Here is a 21263-nt window from a genome sequence, read left to right as displayed (position 1 = left end):
GTCGGGTCAGGGAGCCGCGCGCGCGGAACCGGCCAGTTTCGGCGATCCCAGTTCCGCGCTCAGCGCATCGTTCTTGTAGAAGGTGTAGGACAGGGTGATGGTGCTGATGTCGCTGGGCAGGTTGGGATCGACGATGAAGCGCACCGGCATGTCGCGTTTCTCGCCGGCCTGCAGGGTCTGCGCGGTGAAGCAGAAGCACTCGGTCTTGGTGAAGTAGCCCGAAGCGCGCGCCGGCGCCACCGACGGCACCGCGCTGCCGACGATGGCATGCGCACCGTCGTTGTGCGCGTAGTACAGCGCCTCATTGAGCTCGCCCGGCACCACCTGCATGGTCAGTTGCTCGGGACGGAACGACCACGGCAGCTTGGAATTCACCCCACCATCGAACTGCACCGTGACCGTGCGCTTGCCGGCCAGCGACTTGCCGGCCTGCGGGCCTTCGCCGGGGCCGCGCTCCAGGCGCACGCCGAACACCTTCTCGCAGGCGATGCGGTACAGCGGCACCAGCGAAAACGTCAGCAGAAACACCGCCAGCGCCACGCCGACCAGCTTGAACAGCCCGGCACTGCTGTGCACCTGCGGCGCCGGCGCGTTCATCGGCCCAGCACCCCGGAGAGGATGAAGCCGACATAGATCGCCAGCGCCACCGCGCCGACCACCAGCGCGGTGCGCGCCGCACGCTTGCGGCGCAGGACCAGGTCGTCGAGCGGCGGTTGCGCGGTCATCAGTGGCTGATGTCGTCGTGGGCCAGGTCGCCGGGCTTGATCACCGGCGGCAGGGTGAAGGTGTGCGCCGGCGCCGGCGACGGCACCGTCCACTCCAGGCCGCGCGCGCCTTCCCACGAGCGCGCTTCGGCGCGCGCGCCGTTGCGCAGCGACGCCAGCAGGATGCCGGCCATCAGGAACGGGGTGACGAACATGCCGAACGCGCCGATCGAGCTGACCAGGTTCCAGTCGGCGAACACCACGTTGTAGTCGGGGATGCGCCGCGGCATGCCGGCCAGGCCAAGGAAGTGCTGCGGGAAGAACAGCAGGTTGACGAACAGCATCGTCCACCAGAAGTGGAACTTGGCCCAGGTCTCGTTGTACATGCGCCCGGTCCACTTCGGCCACCAGTAGTACACCGCCGCGATCAGCGCGAACACCGCACCGGTGACCAGCACGTAGTGGAAGTGCGCGACCACGAAGTAGGTGTCGTGGTACTGGAAGTCGGCCGGCACGATCGCCAGCATCAGCCCGGAGAAACCGCCGATGGTGAACAGGATGACGAAGGCGATGGACCACAGCATCGGCGACTCGAAGGTCATCGAGCCCTGCCACATGGTGCTGACCCAGTTGAACACCTTCACCCCGGTGGGGATGGAGATCAGCATGGTGGCGAACATGAAGTAGATCTCGCCGCCCAACGGCATGCCCACGGTGAACATGTGGTGCGCCCAGACGATGAAGCTCAGGAACGCGATCGCCGCGATCGCGTAGACCATCGCCTGGTAGCCGAACAGCGGCTTGCGGCTGAAGGTCGGGATGATTTCGCTGATCACGCCGAACGCCGGCAGGATCATGATGTAGACCTCGGGGTGCCCGAAGAACCAGAAGATGTGCTGGTACATCACCGGGTCGCCGCCGCCGGCGGCGTTGAAGAACGAGGTGCCGAAGAACTTGTCGGTGAGCAGCATGGTCACCGCGCCGGCCAGCACCGGCATCACCGCGATCAGCAGGAACGCGGTGATCAGCCAGGCCCAGCAGAAGATCGGCATCTTCAGCAGGTCGATGCCCGGCGCGCGCATGTTGAGCACGGTGGCGATGATGTTGATCGCGCCCATGATCGAGCTGATGCCGGCGACGTGGATGGCGAACACCGAGAATGCGACGTTGTAACCGCCTTGCAGCATCAGCGGCGGATACATCGTCCAGCCGCCGGCCGGCGCGCCGCCGGGCAGGAACAGGGTCAGCAGCAGCAGGGTGAAGGCCACCGGCAGCAGCCAGAACGACCAGTTGTTCATGCGCGGCAGCGCCATGTCCGGCGCGCCGATCTGCAGCGGGATCATCCAGTTGGCCAGGCCGACGAAGGCCGGCATCACCCCGCCGAAGATCATCACCAGCGCATGCACGGTGGTCATCTGGTTGAAGAACTCGGGCTTGACGAACTGCAGGCCCGGCTGCGCCAGTTCGGCGCGGATCACCACGCTCATCGCCGCACCGATGACGAACATGGTGAAGCTGAAGAGCAGGTACAGCGTGCCGATGTCCTTGTGGTTGGTCGAGAAGAACCAACGCTCGACGAAGCTCTGCTGATGCCCGTGCTCGTCGTGGTGATCGACTGCCGAATGGGCCATGGCGGCTACCTCAGAAAAGGAATGCTGGAGATCAGGCGGCTTGCACGATCAGGTGCGAGTCGGAACGAGGACGCGACAGCCGCGCCTGCGGCGGCGCTGCCGGCGCCTGGGCGTCGGCGGGCGCGGCAGCGGGTTCGGCGGTGGCCGGCGCAGCAGCCGGGGCCGCTGCCGGCGTGGCCGGCGCAGGCGCGGCGGCGGGCGCCGGCTTGCGCGATGCCAGCCACTTCTGGAAGTCCTGCTTGCTCACCGCCTCGACCACGATCGGCATGAAGCCGTGGTCCTTGCCGCACAGTTCGGCGCACTGGCCGCGGTACACCCCGGGCGTGTCGATGCTGGTCCAGGCCTCGTTGATGATCCCGGGGATGGCGTCCTGCTTCCAGCCCAACGCCGGCACCCACCAAGCGTGGATGACGTCGTCGGCGGTGATGACGAAGCGCACCTTGGTGTTCACCGGCAGCACCAGCCGGTTGTCCACGTCCAGCAGGTAGTGCGGGTCGTGCTCGAGCGTGGGCACCGCATGGCTCTGCCGCAGGCGATCGGAACTGCGCGCCAGGCGGCTGGTGAACGACACGTTCTCGCCCAGGTATTCGTAGCGCCACATCCACTGGTAACCGGTGACCTTCACCGTCATCTCGGCATCGCGGGTGTCGTACATCGCGATCAGCTTGGCGGTGGCCGGCCAGGCCATCACGATCAGGATCAGCACCGGGATCACCGTCCACACGATCTCGGCCTTGGTGTTGTGGCTGAACTGCGCCGGCACCGCGCCCTTGGACTTGCGGAACTTGAAGATCGCATAGGCCATCGCGCCGAACACCAGCACGCCGATGACCACGCAGACCCACAACGCGACCATGTGCGCGTCGTACGCGTTGCGCGCGCTCTGGGTGACGCCCCTGCCCATGTTGAGCTGCCACGGCTTGGGATCGGCCGACTGCGCCCACGCCAGCGGTGCGGCCATCGCCGCCGCCAACGCCATCCCGCCCCTGACCGCCTGTTGCACCCACCCGCCGCGTTGCTTCATTGCCTAGACCCCTTGGAGCGTCATCGGTTGCGGCCGGTCACGGCCGCGAGCAAGCCTTCCAGGGTCTGCGCCAGTTGCCGGCGTTCGTCGGGGCCGAGGAATTCGCCGACCCGGACCTGCTTGCCGCTGGATGCCAGCACCACCCTGTCGTCGCCTTCGATCCGCAACCGCACCCAATGCGGATGGGCGCGGAACGCCGGCGTTCCTGCATTCGGACGGGTCACTTCCACGCAGGCCGGACCCACCCGGATATCCTCTTCGCGCTCGCCGCCGCGCCAACACCAATGCAGCGCGAGCCCCACCACGATGCTGTGCAACAGGGCGAACGCAGGCGCGAACACATTGCCGGCGAGCCACCCCAGCCCGGCCACGACCCACATCGCCCCGGCCAGTGCGAGGAACAACAGCACGAATTGCCGGGCATTCAACGCCCGCGGCGGTCGCAGCCGCAGCTGCGTACCCGACCCCTCCGGAGAAAACGGAAACATTTCGATCATGTCGAACCGCGCTTCCGAACCGCTCGCGCCCGAGCCGCGAGCACGCCTGGATGGTAGCCCCCGGCCTGCGCGGCGGCAAGCGCGCGTTCACCATAAAAAATGCTGCAGCGCAACCAGATTCGTGTTCAGCCTGGGCGCCACCGAGCGCGTCGCGGCGATGCCGGCGACGCCCTGCGCGTGCAGGCGCTGACATAAAATGGTGGGCTCTGTCCCTGGCCTTTCCCGCATGAACGCTCTGCCTGGCGCCGGCTCTGTTCCGGCGATGCCGTCCGCGTCTCCTTCGCCCTTGCTGTCCCCCGAACTCCCGCCCGCACCGCAGGCCCTGCGCGCGGCGATCACCGCCGCCTGGCTCAAGGACGAAGCCGAACACGTGCGCGAACTGCTCGAGCAGGCGCGCCTGCCCGCGGCCGACCAGGCCAAGGTGCAAGCGCTGGCCGCCGACCTGGTCACCCGGGTGCGCGCCCGCGCCCAGGACCAGGGCGCGATCGAAGCCTTCATGCGCCAATACGACCTCGGCAGCGAGGAGGGCGTGCTGCTGATGTGCGTGGCCGAAGCGCTGCTGCGCATCCCCGACCAGGACACCGCCGACAAGCTGATCCGCGACAAGCTCGGCGATGCGGACTGGAAGAAGCACATGGGCGAGAGCGACTCGATCCTCGTCAATGCCTCGACCTGGGGCCTGATGCTCACCGGCAAGCTGGTGCAGATCAACGACCTCACCCGCGCCGACGTGTCCGGCGCGTTCAAGCGCCTGATCGGCCGCGTCGGCGAGCCGGTGATCCGCCTGGCGGTGCGCCAGGCGATGAAGATCATGGGCCACCAGTTCGTGATGGGCCGGACCATCGGCGAGGCGCTGACCCGCTCGAAGAAGGGCGACAACGCCCACTACCGCTACTCGTTCGACATGCTCGGCGAAGGCGCGCTGACCATGAAGGACGCGCAGCGCTATCTCGATGCCTACCGCCAGGCGATCCACGCCATCGGCAGGCATTTCGCCGCGCAGCGCCCGCAGGGCGGCAAGGACGCGGTGTTCGCCGCGCCCAGCATCTCGATCAAGCTCTCGGCGCTGTACCCGCGCTACGAGCACGCCAAGCGCGCGCGGGTGATGGCCGAGCTGGTGCCGGGCGTACTGGAGCTGGCGCAACTGGCCAAGTCCTACGGCATCGGCTACACGGTCGACGCCGAAGAGGCCGACCGCCTGGAACTGTCGCTGGACATCATCGAGGCCACCTTCTCCGATCCCTCGCTGGACGGCTGGGAGGGCTACGGCCTGGCGGTGCAGGCGTACCAGAAGCGCACCCCGTACACGATCGATTTCCTCGCCGACCTGGCGCGCCGTGTCGGCCGCCGCATCCCGGTGCGCCTGGTCAAGGGCGCCTACTGGGACGCGGAGATCAAGCGCGCGCAGGTCGAGGGTCACCCGGGCTACCCGGTGTTCACCCGCAAGCAGAACACCGACGTGTCCTACCTGGCCTGCGCCAAGCGCCTGTTCGCGCACAGCGACGCGCTGTATCCGATGTTCGCCACCCACAACGCGCAGACCATCGCCGCGGTGCGCGCCATCGCCGGCGGCCGCGACTACGAGCACCAGAAACTGCACGGCATGGGCGACGACCTATACGCCGAGGTGATCCCCGCCGACCGCCTCGGCGTGCCCTGCCGCGTGTACGCGCCGGTGGGCTCGCACGAGGACCTGCTGCCGTACCTGGTGCGGCGCCTGCTGGAGAACGGCGCCAACTCCAGCTTCGTCAACCGCATCACCGACGAAGACGTGGCCATCGAAGACCTGATCCGCGACCCGGTCGAGGCCGTGTCCGCGTTCGCCTCCATCCCGCATCCGAAGATTCCGCTGCCGGTCGATCTGCTGCGCAGCCAGAACCACAACAGGAAGAACTCCATGGGCGCCAACCTCGCCAACGACAACGATCTGCGCGCGCTGGCCGACCAGCTCAACACCGCGCTCAAGCCCTGGCAGGCCGCATCGCTGGTGCCCGGCGCGGTGATCGCCGGCGACGCGCTGCCGGTCGCCAACCCGGCCGACCGCCGCCAGGTCATCGGCCACTGGAAGCCGGCCGATGCCGCCACCGTGGAGAAAGCGCTGAGCAATGCCGCAGCCGCCTACCCGGCCTGGAACCGCACCCCGGCCGCCAGCCGCGCCACCATCCTCGAACACGCCGCCGACCTGCTGGAAGCGCGCATGCCCGAGTTCATGGCGCTGTGCGTCAAGGAAGCCGGCAAGACCCTGCCCGACGGCGTCGCCGAAGTGCGCGAAGCGGTGGATTTCCTGCGCTACTACGCCGGCCAGGCGCGTGCGCAGTTCGGCGCGCCCGAGCGCCTGCCCGGGCCGACCGGCGAATCCAACGAACTGCAGCTGCACGGCCGTGGCGTGTTCGTCTGCATCAGCCCGTGGAACTTCCCGCTGGCGATCTTCCTCGGCCAGGTCGCCGCGGCGCTGGCCGCCGGCAACAGCGTCATCGCCAAGCCGGCCGAGCAGACCAACCTGGTCGGCCATGCCGCGGTGAAGCTGCTGCACGAAGCCGGCGTGCCGGAGGCGGTGGTGCAGTTCCTGCCCGGCGACGGCGCCACCGTCGGCGCCGCGCTGACCCGCGATGCGCGCGTGGCCGGCGTCGCCTTCACCGGTTCCACCGAGACCGCGCGTTCGATCAACCGCGCACTGGCCGCGCGCGATGCCGCCATCGGCGTGCTGATCGCCGAAACCGGCGGCCAGAACGCCTTCATCGCCGATTCCTCGTCGCTGCCGGAAGCGGTGGTCAAGGACGCGATCTCCAGCGCCTTCATCTCCGCCGGCCAGCGCTGCTCGGCCGCGCGCGTGCTGTTCGTGCAGGACGACATCGCCGACAAGGTGATGACCATGCTCGCCGGCGCCATGGCCGAACTGAAGGTCGGCGACCCCGGCTTGCTGTCCACCGACGTCGGCCCGGTGATCGATGCCGACGCGCTGCAACTCCTCACCGACCACGCCGCGCGCATGGACCGCGAAGCGCGCGCCATCGCCGTGGCCGCCACCGACGATGCCACCGCGCACGGCAGCTTCTTCGCCCCGCGCGCCTACGAGCTGCAGTCGCTGGCGCAGCTGCAGCGCGAGATCTTCGGCCCGGTGCTGCACGTGATCCGCTGGAAGGCCGACCAGCTCGATGCGGTGATCGACCAGATCAACGCCACCGGCTACGGCCTGACCCTGGGCGTGCATTCGCGCATCGACGAGACCATCGAGCGCATCGCCTCGCGCGTGGCGGTGGGCAACGTCTACGTCAACCGCAACCAGATCGGCGCGGTGGTCGGCGTGCAGCCGTTCGGCGGCCAGGGCCTGTCCGGCACCGGCCCCAAGGCCGGCGGCCCGCACTACCTGCTGCGCTTCGCCACCGAGAAGGTGGTGACGGTCAACACCACCGCCGCCGGCGGCAACGCCTCGCTGCTGACCCTGGGCGACTGACCGCCCCGCTCGGCGCAGCGTTCCGCCCGGAACCTGCGCCGGTCGCCGCCTGCCGCAGCGCGCAGCGCACGCTTACGGACAGGCACAAAAAAAGCCCCGCCGAGGCGGGGCTTTTTCGTGAACCGCGAAGCGCCTGCGATCAGAACTTGTAGTTGACCGAGGCCGCCAGCACGTTGCCGCTCACGTCGTAGTCGCCGACCAGGGTGTTGCCGGTGGCGGTGGTGGTGGCGATGCTCGGATCGTTGGTGAACAGGTGGGTATAGCCGAAGCTGTACTCGGCCTGCTCGGACGGCTTCCAGGTCAGACCCAGCGAGACCCACTTGCGGCTCGCGTCCGGCACGCGCACGTCGCGGTGCTGGTCGGTGGTCGGGGTCTGGTCGTAGGCCAGGCCGCCACGCAGGGTCAGCGTATCGCTCATGCGGTAGTCGGCACCCAGCGACACGAAGGTGGTGTCGCGGTACGAGAAGTCCAGCACGCTGTCGGGCTGGTTGGAGGCGAAGTCGACGGTGACCTTGTCGAACTTGCTCCAGGCGGTGCGGGTGACGTCGGCCATCACCGTCCACTGCTCGTTGATGTTGTGGGTGAAGCTGGCGGTGGCGCTGGCCGGCAGCTTGACCGTGGCGCGGCCCTTGGTGTCGACGAAGGTGCCCGGCGCGGCGAAGGCCAGCACGGTGGCGGCATTGCCCGGCACGGTGAAGTTGGCATCGCCGTCGGTGATCTTGTGCTCGACCTGCGACCGGTAGCTGAAGCCGATGTGGGTGTTCTCGTCGATGCTGAACAGGCCGCCCAGGGTGAAGCCGACCTCGGTGTTGTCGCCCTTGATGCGCGAGAAACCATCGGCGCTGCCCGGCGCGAAGCCCGGCACGCGGCGCGAAGCCAGGATGGTACCGAAGTCGATGGCGTTGGTCAGGTCGATGTCCAGGCGCTCGGCGAACACCGACGCGCCGAACGACACGTACGGGTTGACGTCGTAGGAGAAGGCGAAGTTCAGGTCGATCGCCTGCAGCTCGGTCTTGACGCCGTTGTAGCGGCCCACCCAGTCGCGGTCGTATTCGGTCTTGAAGCCGAACGGCACGGTCAGCGAGGTGCCGAAGTGCATGTTGTTGTTTTCGCCGAACGGCATGTGGAAGTACACCGCCGGGACCGGGGCGATCATGCCGGCGTCGCCGCCGCGGCCGCCGGAGATCGGCGCGCCGGTGGCGTAGGTGCCGCCGTCGCCCTGGTACTTGGCCGAGAACTGGATGGCGCTGACGTCGGCCTGGAACACCTTGCCGTCGAGCTGGCGCATGCCGGCCGGGTTCACGGCGATGATCGAGGCATCGCCGGGGGCGCTGCCGGAGCCGGCGAACGCGCGGCCCAGGCCCTTGGCGCTGTTCTCCTTGAGCTGGAACGCGGCGCCGTGCGCCTGGCCCATGGCCAGCGCGCCGACGATGCCGACGGCCAGAGCGGTGAAACGGACGAACTGGGTTGCGTTTTGCATGGCTAGTTTTTCTCCGGAAGACGAAGTGTCTGTGTTCGCGCCTGCGCAAACCCGAACCGTGAAGGCCCAGGAATGCGCGCCGGAGTCCCCTCCCGACATACGACGCCGTATGCGAGTATACCCCGCACCGTTAACTAAACAATAACGACATGATGCGTTCAGGTTCGTGTGGAGTCGGCGTGCGTTCAGCCGAATGAAGCCCTTATCTTTGCGTCCCTGGCGGTCTCCGGTTCCCCCCTTCCCTCGCATGTTCGTTTCCATCCCTTCCCGCGAACGCACCACGCTGCGCTGGGCCACGCCGCTGCTGTTCGCGGCGATGTGGCTGGCCTTCCTGTGGTCGATCAGCCGTCCCGACGAAGCGCGCGCGACCCTGTGGCTGGACTGGGGCGCGCTCTCGGCCGGGGTCGGCAGCCCGCGCGACTGGCTGGCGACGGTGCAGGACGGCAGCGTGCTGCGCCTGTTCACCGCGCTGTTCCTGCACGCCGACTGGTCACACCTGCTCGGCAACCTGGTGTTCCTGCTGATCTTCGGCCTGCCCGCCGAGCGCGTGCTGGGACCGTGGCGGTTCCTGCTGCTGTTCCTGGGCGGCGGGGCGATCTCCAACCTGGCCGCGGTGTTCGCGATCGGCACCCCGGACCGGGTCATCATCGGCGCCAGCGGCGCGGTGTCGGCGCTGATCGGCACCTACCTGGCGCTGTTCCCGCGGGCCAAGCTCGGCGTGGTGCTGCCGCTGGGGCTGTTCCTGGAATTCGTGCGCGCCCCGGCCTCGCTGCTGATCGGCACCTGGGCGGCGCTGCAGGTGGTGTTCGCCTACATCGGCCCGGCCTTCGGCATGGTGGCGTGGTCGGCGCACCTAGCCGGCTTCGCCTTCGGCATGGTCTACGGGCTGTACGTGCGCGCGGCGATCGCGCGACGGCTGCGCAAGCGCAAGGGTTTCTGAGCCGCCTGCGGCAACGGCGCCCGTATACTGCGGGCATGTTCAAGCACCTGTACAAAGTGACCTTCCTCAACCACGGCAAGGTCTACGAGCTGTACTGCCAGCACGTGGGCAGCAGCCATCTGTGGGGCTTCACCGAGATCGGCACGCTGGTGTTCGACGTGCACGATGGGCTGGTGATCGATCCCACCGAGGAACGCCTGCGCGAGGAGTTCGGCGCCACCAAGACGCTGCACCTGCCGATGCAGAGCATCGTGCGCATCGAAGAGGTGGAGAAGAAGGGGCCGTCGGCGATCCGCGACGCGGCCACCGGCGAGAAGGTGGTCACGCCGTTCCCGATGCCCGGCAAGCCACGCTGAGCCGATGCGCATCCTGATCGCCGACGACTATCAGGATGCGGTGCGCCACCTGCCCTGCTTCGCGCGGCTGCAGGCGCACAGCGTGCAGGTGCTGACCGCGCTCGCGCCCGACCGCGACACCCTGGTCCGGCATGCCGCCGAGGCCGAGGCGCTGGTTCTGATCCGCGAGCGCACCCACATCGACGCCGCCCTGCTGGCGCGACTGCCGAAGCTGCGCCTGATCAGCCAGACCGGGCGGATCGGCGAACACATCGACCTGGCCGCCTGCACCGCGCGCGGCGTGGCCGTGGCCGAAGGCATCGGCTCGCCGGTGGCACCGGCGGAACTGACCTGGGCGCTGCTGATGGCGGCCAGCCGGCGCCTGCCCGCCTACCGCGATGCGCTGCTGGGCGGGCACTGGCAGGCCACCGGCGATGCGCAGTTGGGCCGCAGCCTGGAAGGCCTGACCCTCGGCATCTGGAGCTACGGCAAGATCGGCCGCCGCGTCGCCGCCTACGGCCGCTCCTTCGGCATGCATGTGCAGGTGTGGGGCAGCGCGGACAGCTGCGCGCAGGCGCGCGCCGACGGCTTCGCGGTCGCCGCCAGCCGCGAAGCGCTGTTCGCCGAGAGCGATGTGCTCAGCCTGCATCGCCGCCTGGTCGCGGCCACCCGTCACCAGATCGGATTGGACGATCTGCTGCGGATGAAACCGGATGCGCTGCTGGTCAACACCAGCCGTGCCGAACTCATCGCGCCCGGCGCGCTGCTGGCCGCGCTGGATGCCGGCCGCCCGGGACAGGCGGCGCTGGACGTGTTCGAACAGGAGCCGATCCTGGACCCGCAGCATCCGCTGCTGCGGCATCCGCGAGTGCTGGCGACGCCGCACCTGGGCTATGTCGAACAAAGCAGCTACGAACTGTATTTCGGTGCCGCCTTCGACAACGTGTTGGCCTTCGCCGCCGGCACGCCGCAGCGGCTGGCCAATCCAGAGGTCCTCAGCGTCGCCGACTGAGGAGCTGGCCGCCACCGCGCGCAGCGGCCACGCCGCGCGCGGTGACGACGGTGCCGCCCGCCGGCTCAGGAGCCGGAGGCCGGCGCCGGTTCGGTCTTGTCGGACTCGGTCTTTGCAGGCTCCGACTTGGCAGGCGCGGGCTTTGCCGGCTCCGCCGCCGGCGGCTTCGCCGGGGCCGCCTTCGGCGCGACGCCCGCCGGCTTGTGTGCCGGCTTGGCCTTGCCCTTGCCGGCCGGTGCCGCCGCAGCCGCCCGCGCCACGGCGCCAGGCTGCTTCAGTTCGGCCAGCGCCTGCGCGATCGGGCCATCGCCCGGCAGCACGTCGCCGGCGGTGTAGCCCTCGGCGCCCTCGTCGTCGCCATGCAGGTGGCCCGGCAGGGTCGCTTCGCTGTAGTCGGCGATCGCGGCGGGCTTGTCGGCATCGTCGGCGCTGGCCTCCGGGTGCAGCACCACGTCGGGCACGATGCCGCTGGCCTGGATCGACTTGCCGCTCGGCGTGTAGTAACGCGCCGTGGTCAGCTTGACCGAGTCGCCGTTGTCCAGCGGCAGCACGGTCTGCACCGAGCCCTTGCCGAAGGTGCGGCTGCCGACGATGCGCGCGCGCTTGTTGTCGCGCAGCGCGCCAGCCAGCACTTCCGAGGCGCTGGCCGAACCGGCATCCACCAGCACCACCATCGGCGCGCCGTTGAGCAGGTCGCCGGGGGTGGCGTCGAACTTGGAATCGCTGACCGAGATGCGTCCGCGGGTGCTGACGATGGTGCCCTTGTCGAGCACGTCGTCGGCCACCTGCACCGCCGCGGTCAGCAGGCCGCCCGGGTTGCTGCGCAGGTCCAGCACCAGCCCGCGCAGCTTGCCGCCGGCCTGCGCCTGCAACTGCTGCAGCTGCTTGTGGAAATCGGCGCCGGTGTCGGCCTGGAAGGTGCTGATGCGGATGTAGCCATAGCCCGGCTCGAGCATGCGGCTGCGCACGCTGGCCACGCGGATGGTCTGCCGGGTCAGGGTCACGTCGAACGGCTTGGCCACCTTGTCGCGGGCGATGGTCAGGACGACCTTGCTACCCGGCTCGCCGCGCAGCGGCTCCATCGCCTTGACCGCGCTGATCGGCTTGCCGTCGATGGCGATGATGATGTCGCCCGAGCGCAGGCCGGCGCGCGCGGCGGGCGTGTCGTCGATCGGCGACACCACCTTGAGCGTGTTGTCCGGCAACTGCAGCAGCTCCACGCCGATGCCGTCGTAGGCGCCGCTGGTCTGCTCGTCGAAGGCCTCGGCGTCTTCCTTGCTGAAATAGGTGCTGTGCGGATCCAGGTCCAGCAGCAGGCCGCGGATCGCGGACTGCATCAGCTTCTTGTCGTCGACCGGATCGACGTAGGCTTCCTTCACCGCGTTGTAGACCGCGACGTAGCGACGAATCTCGTCCAGCGGCACCTTGGCACTGGCCGATTCGGTGGCGTCGGGATCGTCGGCGCTGGCCGCCGGGGCCGTGGGCGTCTGCGCCTCGGCGCGTTGCGCCATCGACGGCAGCGGCGCCAGAGCGAGCAACAGGGCTGCGGACAGGACTACGCGCATGAAGCACTCCGATTGGGGAAGACCCGCACCGTGCGCGGCGCGGTTGTCCGGATTATGCGCGAAGCCGAGCTAAATTCGCGTTGAACGCGCCGCAGCCGGCGTGGCTCAGCGACGCTGCAGCCAGGATGAGGGATCCACCGGCTGGCCATTGCGGCGCAGTTCGAAGTACAGCGCCGGGCGGCCCTGGCCGCCGGAATTGCCGACCTTGGCCACCGCATCGCCACGCTTGACCTTGGCACCGGCGTCGCGCAGCAGCGTGTCGTTGTGCGCGTACAGGCTCATGTAGCCGTTGCCGTGGTCCACGATCAGGATCATGCCGTAGCCGGTCATCCAGTCGGAGAACACCACCGTGCCGTCGGCGACCGCGGTGACGGTGCTGCCGGCAGGTGCGGCGATCAGCACGCCACTGCTGGTGCGCCCGTCGGGCAGCCGGCCGCCGTAGCGCGCGATCAGGTCGCCCGACAGCGGCCAGCCGAGGCCACCGACCTTCAGCGGCGGCGCGGAGGCGACCACCTTGGGCGGCACCTTGCCGCCGCCACGCCCGGCCTTCGCCGCGGCCTTGGCCTGCGCCGCCTGTTCGGCCGCCTCGCGCCTGGCCGCGGCACGGCGCTCGGCCTCGGCGCGTGCGGCGGCGGCGCGCAGGTTGGCAAGCAGCGTCTCCAGCGCCTTGGCGTCCTGGCCAAGCGCTTTCTCGCGTTCGCTGCGGTCCTGGTAGCGCTGGTCCAGTTCCGAGACGACGCTGGCGCGCTGCTTGCGGTCGCGCTGCAGCGCCTGGGCCTGTTCCTGCTGGCGGCGCTGGGCTTCGCTCAGTTGCTGCTTCTGTTCGACGACCTCGCGCTGCACCTGTTCCAGCGCCTGCAGCTCGTGGGTCAGCGTGGCGATGCGCTGCGCGCGCTCGCGCTGCAGATAGCGGTGGTACGCCAGCAGGCGGTTGGCGTCGGCCACGCGGTCCTGCGCCAGCAGCAGCTTCAGCGGCGCATTGCCGCCGATGGCATAGGCCGCCCGCAGCAGTTGCGCCAGTTCGGCGCGTTGCCGCGTCAAACCGCTGCGCAGGCCATCGCGCTTGCGCTCGAGCTCGGCCAGGGTCTGCTGGTGCCGCTGCAGCGCCTGCTGCGTCTGCGCCAGGCTGCGACCGGTGGCGGCGACCTTTTCGTCGGCGTCGCGCAACTGGCGCGCGGCGTCGCCACGCTTACCTTCCAGCTGCCGCCGCTCCTCGGCCACGCTCTTCAGTTCGTTGCGCACCTTCTCCAGGCGCTTCTCGGCCTCGCGCGGATTCTGCGCGGCGGCCAACCCGGCGGTCAGCAGCCACGCCACCGCCAGCAGGCTGCGCAACGGCCCGCGCCATTGCACGGACGCACGCCGCTCGGCCGCGCAGGGCGCGGCGGAATGCGGTGGGACAGGCGCGGCTGCGGGCAAGCGAGGGTCCAGTGACTTCAGGCAGGTGTGGATTGTAGCGAAGCGTGTTGTGATCGCCTCACGATTGATTGCGGCCGCATCGTCGGCGCCCGGGAGGTGAAGGATGAAACGCATGCATCTGGCGGTTGTGCTGGCGCTGGCCCTGACGGCCGGCCAGGCGTTCGCGGGCGAAGGCATCAGCAAGGTCAACGGCAGCATCACTGCCGACGCCGGCAAGCAGTACGGCGATCTGGAAACGGTCAACGGCAGCATCAACGTCCAGTCCGGCGCCCAGGTGGGCAGCGTGGAAACGGTCAACGGCAGCGTCAAGGTCGCCGACGGCGCGCAGACCAAGGGCTTGTCCACGGTCAACGGCGGCATCACCCTCGGCGAGCGCGCGCAGGTCGCCGGTTCCATCGAAACCGTCAACGGCGGCATCTTCGTCGACCGCGGCGGCCGCGTCGGCGGCGGCATCGAAAGCGTCAACGGCAGCATCGGCCTGGTCGCCACGCAGTTGGACAAGGGCATCGAGACGGTCAACGGCGACATCACCGTCGGCCACGATTCGCATGTCGGTGGCGGCATTTCGATCAACAAGCCCAGCTTCAGCATGTCGTTCAAGCCGACGCGCAAGCCGCGGGTCATCGTCGGCCCGCGCGCGGTGATCGACGGTCCGCTGCGCTTCGAGCGCGAAGTGACCCTGTACGTGCACCGCAGCGCCAAGACCGGGCCGATCACCGGCGCCACCGCGCTGCCGTTCGACGGCGACACCGCGCCGAACAACTGAGCCGTGCCGTAGTGCCGCGCGCGCCCGGACGCGCGCGGCTTGCCTATAGAATCCAGGGTTCCCTCGCCACCAGGAGCCCCCATGTCCCGCAAGCTCGTGCTGTGCCTGGCCGCAGCGGCGGCGCTGACCGCGTGCAAACGCGAAGCGCCCGCCCCGGCCGCCGACACCGCGCCACCGGCCGCGGCGCCCGCGCCCGCTGCGGCGCCCTCGCACGCGTTCTCCACCGGGATCGCACCGGCGGACTTCGCCGAACTGGTCAAGACGCTGTCCTCCGACGCCTTCGAGGGCCGCGGTCCCGGCACGCCGGGCGAGGACAAGACGGTCGCCTACATCCGTGATCAGATGCAGCGCATCGGCCTGCAGCCCGGCAACGGCGACAGCTGGTTCCAGGACGTGGCGATGACCGAGACCACCGCGGCGCCCGGCACCACGCTCACCATCAACCACGACGGCGCTGCGCGACAGCTCGCCTTCGGCACCGACATGGTGGTGGGCACGCGCACCGGCCAGCCCGAGGTCAAGCTCGATGGCAGCGACATGGTCTTCGTCGGCTACGGCGTGGACGCGCCGGAGCAGAAGTGGAACGACTATGCCGGCCAGGACTGGAAGGGCAAGACCGTGGTGATGTTCGTCAACGACCCTGGCTTCCACACCGGCGACGGCAGCCTGTTCGAAGGCAAGCGCATGACCTACTACGGGCGCTGGACCTACAAGTTCGAGGAGGCCGCGCGCAAGGGCGCCGCCGCCGCGTTGATCGTGCACGACACGCCCGGCGCCAGCTACGGCTGGGACGTGGTCAAGAACTCCTGGTCCGGCGCGCAGTACGACCTGCCGGCGAAGGACGATCCGGAGCCGCGCATCCCGGTGCAGGGCTGGATCACCGCCGAGGCGGCCAAGCAGTTGTTCGCCGATGCCGGCCTGGATCTGGCGCAAGCGTACAAGGACGCCAGCAAGCGCGGCTTCAAGCCGGTCCCGCTGAAGGCCAAGCTCTCGGTGGACCTGAAGAGCACCATCGCCGAGAAGACCTCGCGCAACGTGGTCGGCGTGCTGCCCGGCAGCAGCCGCGCCGACGAAGCGGTGCTGTACATGGCGCACTGGGATCACCTGGGCAAGCACGAGGGCGAGCCCGGCGACAACATTTACAACGGTGCGGTCGACAACGCCACCGGCGTGGCCGGCATCCTCGAAATCGCCGAGGCGTTCGCGCACCAGCAGCCCAAGCCCGAGCGTTCGGTGGTGTTCCTGGCGGTGACGCTGGAGGAGTCGGGGCTGCTCGGTTCCAAGTACTACGTGGCGCATCCGACCTTCCCGCTGAACAAGATCGCCGGCGTCATCAACCTCGATGCGATGCCGGTGGCCGGGCGTGCCAAGGACCTGGTGGTCAACGGGTTCGGCAGCTCGCAACTGGAAGATATGCTCAAGCCGATCGCCGCCGCGCAAGGCCGCGTGCTGCACTCCGAGGACGCACCGCAGAGCGGGTTCTACTTCCGATCCGATCACTTCAACTTCGCCAAGGCCGGCGTGCCGGCGCTGTACATCGACGGCGGCGAAGACCTGGTCGACGGCGGCATCGAAGCCGGGCGCCGTGCCGCGGCAGAGTACGCCAAGCGCTATCACACGCCGGCCGACGAATACGATCCGGCGACCTGGAAGCTCGACGGCGTGATGGACGACCTGCAGGCAGTGTACGGCGTCGGCAAGGAACTGGCCGCCGGCGACAGCTGGCCGAACTGGTATCCGGACAATCCGTTCAAGGCCGCACGCGACAAGATGATGGGCCGGCCGACGTCGCTGCCGGCGGCCGAGCCTGCCGCCAGCAAGTAGGCGGCGGCTTCCTTAGTTTCATGGCAACGGCGCTTCGGCGCCGTTGTCGTCTCTGCCCCCATCGGTCGCGCGGCGCACCGGGCATCGTCGCTGCCACCACCTCGTGCAGATCGCTTTCCGCACGCAGTGGTGCGCGGTTGTGGGAACGTCTTCCGAGCGCCTCGAATGCCGATCGGAAGCCCAACCGCAGAGCAATTCGGCCGCGACAATTGCCACCGCCACAGAAAAGCCCGGGCATGTGCTGCCCGGGCTTTCATGGGATAACGATAGCGCATGACGTGACCGCGGCGGCTGACCGCCACGGTCGCCGTCGGCTCAGGCCGCCTGCTTGGTCTGCGCCAGGCTGGCCATGTCGATGACGAAGCGGTACTTCACGTCACCCTTGAGCATGCGCTCGTAGGCCTCGTTGATCTGCGCCATCTCGATCGTCTCGATGTCGGACACGATGCCGTGCTTGGCGCAGAAATCCAGCATTTCCTGGGTCTCACGGATGCCGCCGATCAGCGAACCGGCCAGCTGGCGCCGCTTCATGATCAGGTTGAACACCGTCGGCGACGGGTGCGGCTCGGCCGGCGCGCCGACCAGGGTCATGGTGCCGTCGCGCTTGAGCAGGGTCAGGAACGCATCCAGGTCGTGCGGTGCCGCCACGGTGTTGAGGATGAAATCGAAGCTGTTGGTGTGCGCCGCCATCTCGTCGGCGTTCTTCGACACCACCACCTCGTTCGCGCCCAGACGCAGCGCATCCTCGCGCTTGCCGGCCGACGTGGTGAACAGCACGACATGCGCGCCCATGGCGTGGGCGATCTTCACGCCCATGTGGCCAAGGCCGCCCAGGCCGACGATGCCGACCTTCTTGCCCGGGCCGACCTTCCAGTGATTCAGCGGCGAATAGGTGGTGATGCCAGCGCACAGCAGCGGCGCCACCGCCGCCAGGTGTTCGGCATCGTGGCGGATGTGCAGCGTGTACTTCTCGTCGACCACGATGTGATCGGAGTAGCCACCATAGGTGTTCTCCCCGCCGAACATCGGACCGTTGTAGGTACCGACGAAGCCGTTCTCGCAGTACTGCTCTTCGCCATCGGCGCAGGAGGCGCAATGCCGGCAGCTATCGACCATGCAGCCGACACCAGCCAGGTCGCCGACCTTGAAGGCGGTGACCTGATCGCCCACCGCGGTAATGCGGCCGACGATTTCATGGCCCGGGACGGACGGATACTGGGTGTTGTGCCATTCATTGCGGGCGGTGTGCAGATCCGAGTGGCAGACGCCACAGTAGAGGATCTCGATGCTGACATCGTGCGCACCGAGCGCACGGCGCTCGAAGGTGAAGGGGGTCAGCGGCTGATCGGATGCCTGAGCGGCGTATCCATTGGCTTGGCTCATGGGGAAGGCCTCGTGGTGGGTGAAAGGGGCCGAGAGCGATGCGCGAATCAGGCAGAGATGCCCACGCGGTCGCCGAAATCGGGAAAAAGTCTAAGCGGCGTGGCATGAAAGGCACGCATCGCCACATGGAACGGTGCGATGCGCTTGCTCTGAATCCGCTGTCGAAGCGAACAAGTGTGGACTGGCGCACGTGTTCGGCTGAACGTAGCCGCACTCCACAGACGGCGTGCGGGCGGAATGCCGGCGCTTCAGCCACAGCACTACGGAAGGGCTGCGACGCGGGACGTCTCGATGCGCGCGATATCGCAACTCATGGCGCGGCACAGCGGCGCGTGAGGCGGCCAAGCGTTGGCCGCATCCGCCCCTGCGGGCCCCCTTCTTCCGAGGGGAGAAGGAAGGAACCGAGCCCCTCTCCCCCCGGGAGAGGGGTTGGGGTGAGGGTGCGGCGCGCGCAGCGCCTCGCCGATCCGTCATTGCGAGGCTTCGCCCGCATCCTCATCCGCCCCTTCGGGGCACCTTCCCCCAAGAAGGGGGCCATGGTCCCGACGGGAGAAGAGAGAACGAGGTTTCGCCCGTCCCCGCTCGCCTGCGCGCGTCGGATCGTTTTTCCGCGCGCAATAAAAAATCCCCGTCCATTCGGACGGGGATTTGGGGTAAAGCCCCTGGCGATGACCTACTCTCGCATGGCTTGAGCCACACTACCATCGGCGCAGCTGCGTTTCACTTCCGAGTTCGGGATGGGATCGGGTGGTTCCACAGCGCTAATTTCACCAGGGAGACGGTTGGAGTGTCGCCGTGCGGTCGATCGGTCGTGTGACCGAGGACGGCAGGCGCCAGCCTCTCATGGGGTGTGATGTAGCGAGCGAGTGAGAGCGATCGACGTGTGTCGCGCTAAGGGATGCTTCGAGGAAGCATCTTGAGGTTATATGGTCAAGCCGCACGGATCATTAGTATCAGTTAGCTCAATGCATTGCTGCACTTACACACCTGACCTATCAACCACGTAGTCTACATGGTTCCTTTAGGGGACTTGTGTCCCGGGAGATCTCATCTTGAGGCGCGCTTCCCGCTTAGATGCTTTCAGCGGTTATCGCTTCCGAACATAGCTACCCGGCAATGCCACTGGCGTGACAACCGGAACACCAGAGGTTCGTCCACTCCGGTCCTCTCGTACTAGGAGCAGCCCCTCTCAAATCTCCAACGCCCATGGCAGATAGGGACCGAACTGTCTCACGACGTTCTGAACCCAGCTCGCGTACCACTTTAAATGGCGAACAGCCATACCCTTGGGACCGACTACAGCCCCAGGATGTGATGAGCCGACATCGAGGTGCCAAACACCGCCGTCGATATGAACTCTTGGGCGGTATCAGCCTGTTATCCCCGGAGTACCTTTTATCCGTTGAGCGATGGCCCTTCCATACAGAACCACCGGATCACTAAGACCTACTTTCGTACCTGCTTGATCCGTCGATCTTGCAGTCAAGCACGCTTATGCCTTTGCACACAGTGCGCGATGTCCGACCGCGCTGAGCGTACCTTCGTGCTCCTCCGTTACTCTTTAGGAGGAGACCGCCCCAGTCAAACTACCCACCATACACGGTCCCCGATCCGGATTACGGACCTAGGTTAGAACGTCAAGCACGACAGGGTGGTATTTCAAGGATGGCTCCACTGCAGCTAGCGCCACAGTTTCATAGCCTCCCACCTATCCTACACAGACGAACTCAACGTTCAGTGTAAAGCTATAGTAAAGGTTCACGGGGTCTTTCCGTCTTGCCACGGGAACGCTGCATCTTCACAGCGATTTCAATTTCACTGAGTCTCGGGTGGAGACAGCGCCGCTGTCGTTACGCCATTCGTGCAGGTCGGAACTTACCCGACAAGGAATTTCGCTACCTTAGGACCGTTATAGTTACGGCCGCCGTTTACTGGGGCTTCGATCAAGAGCTTCGCCTTGCGGCTGACCCCATCAATTAACCTTCCAGCACCGGGCAGGCGTCACACCCTATACGTCCACTTTCGTGTTTGCAGAGTGCTGTGTTTTTGATAAACAGTCGCAGCGGCCTGGTTTCTGCGACCCTCTTCAGCTATAGCTCGCACGAGCCACCAAAAAGGGTGCACCTTCTCCCGAAGTTACGGTGCCATGTTGCCTAGTTCCTTCACCCGAGTTCTCTCAAGCGCCTGAGAATTCTCATCCTACCCACCTGTGTCGGTTTACGGTACGGTCTGCGTAAGCTGAAGCTTAGGAGCTTTTCCTGGAAGCGTGGTATCAGTGACTTCGTCTAAAAGACTCGTCTCGGTGCTCGGTCTTAAAGGATCCCGGATTTGCCAAAGATCCAAACCTACCGCCTTTCCCCGGGACAACCAACGCCCGGTACACCTAACCTTCTCCGTCCCTCCATCGCACTTACGCGAGGTGCAGGAATATTAACCTGCTTCCCATCGACTACGGCTTTCGCCCTCGCCTTAGGGGCCGACTCACCCTGCGCCGATTAACGTTGCGCAAGGAAACCTTGGGCTTTCGGCGTGCGGGTTTTTCACCCGCATTGTCGTTACTCATGTCAGCATTCGCACTTCCGATACCTCCAGCAGACTTCTCAATCCACCTTCGCAGGCTTACGGAACGCTCCTCTACCGCGCATCGCTTATCGCGATGCACCCCAAGCTTCGGTTCACTGCTTAGCCCCGTTAAATCTTCCGCGCAGACCGACTCGACCAGTGAGCTATTACGCTTTCTTTAAAGGGTGGCTGCTTCTAAGCCAACCTCCTGGCTGTCTATGCCTTTCCACATCGTTTTCCACTTAGCAGTGAATTTGGGACCTTAGCTGTGGGTCTGGGTTGTTTCCCTTTTCACGACGGACGTTAGCACCCGCCGTGTGTCTCCCATACAGTCCGTCTCGGTATTCGGAGTTTGCAATGGTTTGGTAAGTCGCGATGACCCCCTAGCCATAACAGTGCTCTACCCCCGAGAGGATACATATGAGGCGCTACCTAAATAGCTTTCGAGGAGAACCAGCTATCTCCGGGTTCGATTAGCTTTTCACTCCTAATCACACCTCATCCCCTACCTTTGCAACGGGAGTGGGTTCGGGCCTCCAGTCAGTGTTACCTGACCTTCACCCTGGGCATGACTAGATCACCCGGTTTCGGGTCTACTGCCCGCGACTATGCGCCCTTATCAGACTCGGTTTCCCTTCGCCTCCCCTATACGGTTAAGCTTGCCACGAAC

Annotated in this window: 15 protein-coding genes and 2 rRNA genes (1 of these 17 cut by a window edge); 6 read left to right on the top strand and 11 right to left on the bottom strand. The window is 67.0% G+C overall.

Annotated elements, in window-relative coordinates; translation table 11 throughout:
* Positions 1-6 precede the first annotated feature (6 nt).
* From AC1PLR_RS02405 to AC1PLR_RS02385, 5 genes are read right to left on the bottom strand one after another with little or no spacing between them, the layout of a single operon-like run.
* On the bottom strand, positions 7-597 hold the full coding sequence (locus AC1PLR_RS02405; RefSeq protein ID WP_481102534.1) for a cytochrome c oxidase assembly protein: 591 nt from the start codon (positions 595-597) through the stop codon (positions 7-9).
* A complete protein-coding gene (locus AC1PLR_RS02400; protein WP_010341609.1) occupies positions 594-725 on the bottom strand; it encodes a hypothetical protein in 132 nt (43 codons plus the stop codon). Before AC1PLR_RS02400 ends, AC1PLR_RS02405 begins: the two co-directional genes overlap by 4 nt.
* Complete coding sequence (gene ctaD / locus AC1PLR_RS02395) at positions 725-2335, bottom strand: cytochrome c oxidase subunit I (RefSeq protein WP_019801217.1); 1611 nt, start codon at positions 2333-2335, stop codon at positions 725-727. Before ctaD ends, AC1PLR_RS02400 begins: the two co-directional genes overlap by 1 nt.
* Before the next feature lie 31 nt (positions 2336-2366).
* Positions 2367-3359, bottom strand: a complete 993-nt coding sequence (coxB, locus tag AC1PLR_RS02390) for a cytochrome c oxidase subunit II (RefSeq protein ID WP_481102533.1) — start codon at positions 3357-3359, stop codon at positions 2367-2369.
* Between the two features lie 20 nt (positions 3360-3379).
* The gene (locus tag AC1PLR_RS02385; RefSeq protein WP_420008745.1) at positions 3380-3856 is read right to left on the bottom strand and encodes a DUF2244 domain-containing protein; all 477 of its coding nucleotides are present in this window, start codon (positions 3854-3856) and stop codon (positions 3380-3382) included.
* 262 nt (positions 3857-4118) lie between these two features.
* Between AC1PLR_RS02385 and putA the strand changes: the two genes are divergently transcribed.
* A complete protein-coding gene (gene putA / locus AC1PLR_RS02380; protein ID WP_481103515.1) occupies positions 4119-7310 on the top strand; it encodes a bifunctional proline dehydrogenase/L-glutamate gamma-semialdehyde dehydrogenase PutA in 3192 nt (1063 codons plus the stop codon).
* Between the two features lie 139 nt (positions 7311-7449).
* Here the strand turns inward: putA and AC1PLR_RS02375 are convergent, their stop codons facing one another.
* Positions 7450-8790 (bottom strand): outer membrane protein transport protein, encoded by a 1341-nt coding sequence (locus AC1PLR_RS02375; protein ID WP_420008744.1) that lies wholly within the window; start codon positions 8788-8790, stop codon positions 7450-7452.
* A 247-nt stretch (positions 8791-9037) separates the two neighbouring features.
* Here AC1PLR_RS02375 and AC1PLR_RS02370 point away from each other — a divergent pair, with 247 nt between their 5' ends.
* The 3 genes from AC1PLR_RS02370 to AC1PLR_RS02360 are packed head-to-tail and all read left to right on the top strand — an operon-like array spanning position 9038 to position 11077.
* Entirely contained in the window at positions 9038-9730 is a 693-nt protein-coding gene (locus AC1PLR_RS02370) for a rhomboid family intramembrane serine protease (protein WP_010340917.1), read from the top strand.
* A gap of 35 nt (positions 9731-9765) precedes the next feature.
* Positions 9766-10086, top strand: coding sequence for a DUF1820 family protein (locus AC1PLR_RS02365; RefSeq protein WP_209032314.1), 321 nt, complete (start codon positions 9766-9768; stop codon positions 10084-10086).
* Positions 10087-10090: 4 nt separating this feature from the next.
* Positions 10091-11077 (top strand): D-2-hydroxyacid dehydrogenase family protein, encoded by a 987-nt coding sequence (locus AC1PLR_RS02360; protein WP_481102532.1) that lies wholly within the window; start codon positions 10091-10093, stop codon positions 11075-11077.
* 65 nt (positions 11078-11142) lie between these two features.
* Here the strand turns inward: AC1PLR_RS02360 and AC1PLR_RS02355 are convergent, their stop codons facing one another.
* A complete protein-coding gene (locus tag AC1PLR_RS02355; RefSeq protein WP_481102531.1) occupies positions 11143-12642 on the bottom strand; it encodes a S41 family peptidase in 1500 nt (499 codons plus the stop codon).
* Positions 12643-12747: 105 nt separating this feature from the next.
* Complete coding sequence (locus AC1PLR_RS02350; protein WP_481102530.1) at positions 12748-14058, bottom strand: murein hydrolase activator EnvC family protein; 1311 nt, start codon at positions 14056-14058, stop codon at positions 12748-12750.
* A 103-nt stretch (positions 14059-14161) separates the two neighbouring features.
* Here AC1PLR_RS02350 and AC1PLR_RS02345 point away from each other — a divergent pair, with 103 nt between their 5' ends.
* Both AC1PLR_RS02345 and AC1PLR_RS02340 read left to right on the top strand, forming a co-directional pair.
* The gene (locus AC1PLR_RS02345) at positions 14162-14824 is read left to right on the top strand and encodes a hypothetical protein (RefSeq protein ID WP_209249329.1); all 663 of its coding nucleotides are present in this window, start codon (positions 14162-14164) and stop codon (positions 14822-14824) included.
* Positions 14825-14905: 81 nt separating this feature from the next.
* Positions 14906-16648 (top strand): M28 family metallopeptidase, encoded by a 1743-nt coding sequence (locus AC1PLR_RS02340; protein WP_481102529.1) that lies wholly within the window; start codon positions 14906-14908, stop codon positions 16646-16648.
* Positions 16649-16963: 315 nt separating this feature from the next.
* Here AC1PLR_RS02340 and AC1PLR_RS02335 read toward each other — a convergent pair whose 3' ends face one another.
* The 3 genes from AC1PLR_RS02335 to AC1PLR_RS02325 form a co-directional block, all read right to left on the bottom strand.
* Complete coding sequence (locus AC1PLR_RS02335) at positions 16964-18031, bottom strand: NAD(P)-dependent alcohol dehydrogenase (RefSeq protein ID WP_420008740.1); 1068 nt, start codon at positions 18029-18031, stop codon at positions 16964-16966.
* Positions 18032-18691: 660 nt separating this feature from the next.
* Positions 18692-18806 (bottom strand): 5S ribosomal RNA (rrf, locus tag AC1PLR_RS02330).
* A 151-nt stretch (positions 18807-18957) separates the two neighbouring features.
* A 23S ribosomal RNA gene (locus AC1PLR_RS02325) occupies positions 18958-21263 on the bottom strand (it continues 574 nt past the right edge of the window).

It is taken from the genome of Xanthomonas sp. NCPPB 3570, from assembly GCF_056725115.1.
This window is presented reverse-complemented; position numbering and strand designations above follow the sequence as displayed.

What these genes read in the sequence shown, in the direction of transcription:
- AC1PLR_RS02360 (WP_481102532.1), top strand. Translation starts at nt 10,091, where the DNA reads ATGCGCATCCTGATCGCCGACGACTATCAGGATGCGGTGCGCCACCTG.
- coxB (WP_481102533.1), bottom strand. Translation starts at nt 3,359, where the DNA reads ATGAAGCAACGCGGCGGGTGGGTGCAACAGGCGGTCAGGGGCGGGATG.
- AC1PLR_RS02405 (WP_481102534.1), bottom strand. Translation starts at nt 597, where the DNA reads ATGAACGCGCCGGCGCCGCAGGTGCACAGCAGTGCCGGGCTGTTCAAG.
- AC1PLR_RS02385 (WP_420008745.1), bottom strand. Translation starts at nt 3,856, where the DNA reads ATGATCGAAATGTTTCCGTTTTCTCCGGAGGGGTCGGGTACGCAGCTG.
- putA (WP_481103515.1), top strand. Translation starts at nt 4,119, where the DNA reads ATGCCGTCCGCGTCTCCTTCGCCCTTGCTGTCCCCCGAACTCCCGCCC.
- AC1PLR_RS02370 (WP_010340917.1), top strand. Translation starts at nt 9,038, where the DNA reads ATGTTCGTTTCCATCCCTTCCCGCGAACGCACCACGCTGCGCTGGGCC.
- AC1PLR_RS02345 (WP_209249329.1), top strand. Translation starts at nt 14,162, where the DNA reads ATGAAACGCATGCATCTGGCGGTTGTGCTGGCGCTGGCCCTGACGGCC.
- AC1PLR_RS02340 (WP_481102529.1), top strand. Translation starts at nt 14,906, where the DNA reads ATGTCCCGCAAGCTCGTGCTGTGCCTGGCCGCAGCGGCGGCGCTGACC.
- AC1PLR_RS02375 (WP_420008744.1), bottom strand. Translation starts at nt 8,790, where the DNA reads ATGCAAAACGCAACCCAGTTCGTCCGTTTCACCGCTCTGGCCGTCGGC.
- ctaD (WP_019801217.1), bottom strand. Translation starts at nt 2,335, where the DNA reads ATGGCCCATTCGGCAGTCGATCACCACGACGAGCACGGGCATCAGCAG.
- AC1PLR_RS02335 (WP_420008740.1), bottom strand. Translation starts at nt 18,031, where the DNA reads ATGAGCCAAGCCAATGGATACGCCGCTCAGGCATCCGATCAGCCGCTG.
- AC1PLR_RS02400 (WP_010341609.1), bottom strand. Translation starts at nt 725, where the DNA reads ATGACCGCGCAACCGCCGCTCGACGACCTGGTCCTGCGCCGCAAGCGT.
- AC1PLR_RS02365 (WP_209032314.1), top strand. Translation starts at nt 9,766, where the DNA reads ATGTTCAAGCACCTGTACAAAGTGACCTTCCTCAACCACGGCAAGGTC.
- AC1PLR_RS02355 (WP_481102531.1), bottom strand. Translation starts at nt 12,642, where the DNA reads ATGCGCGTAGTCCTGTCCGCAGCCCTGTTGCTCGCTCTGGCGCCGCTG.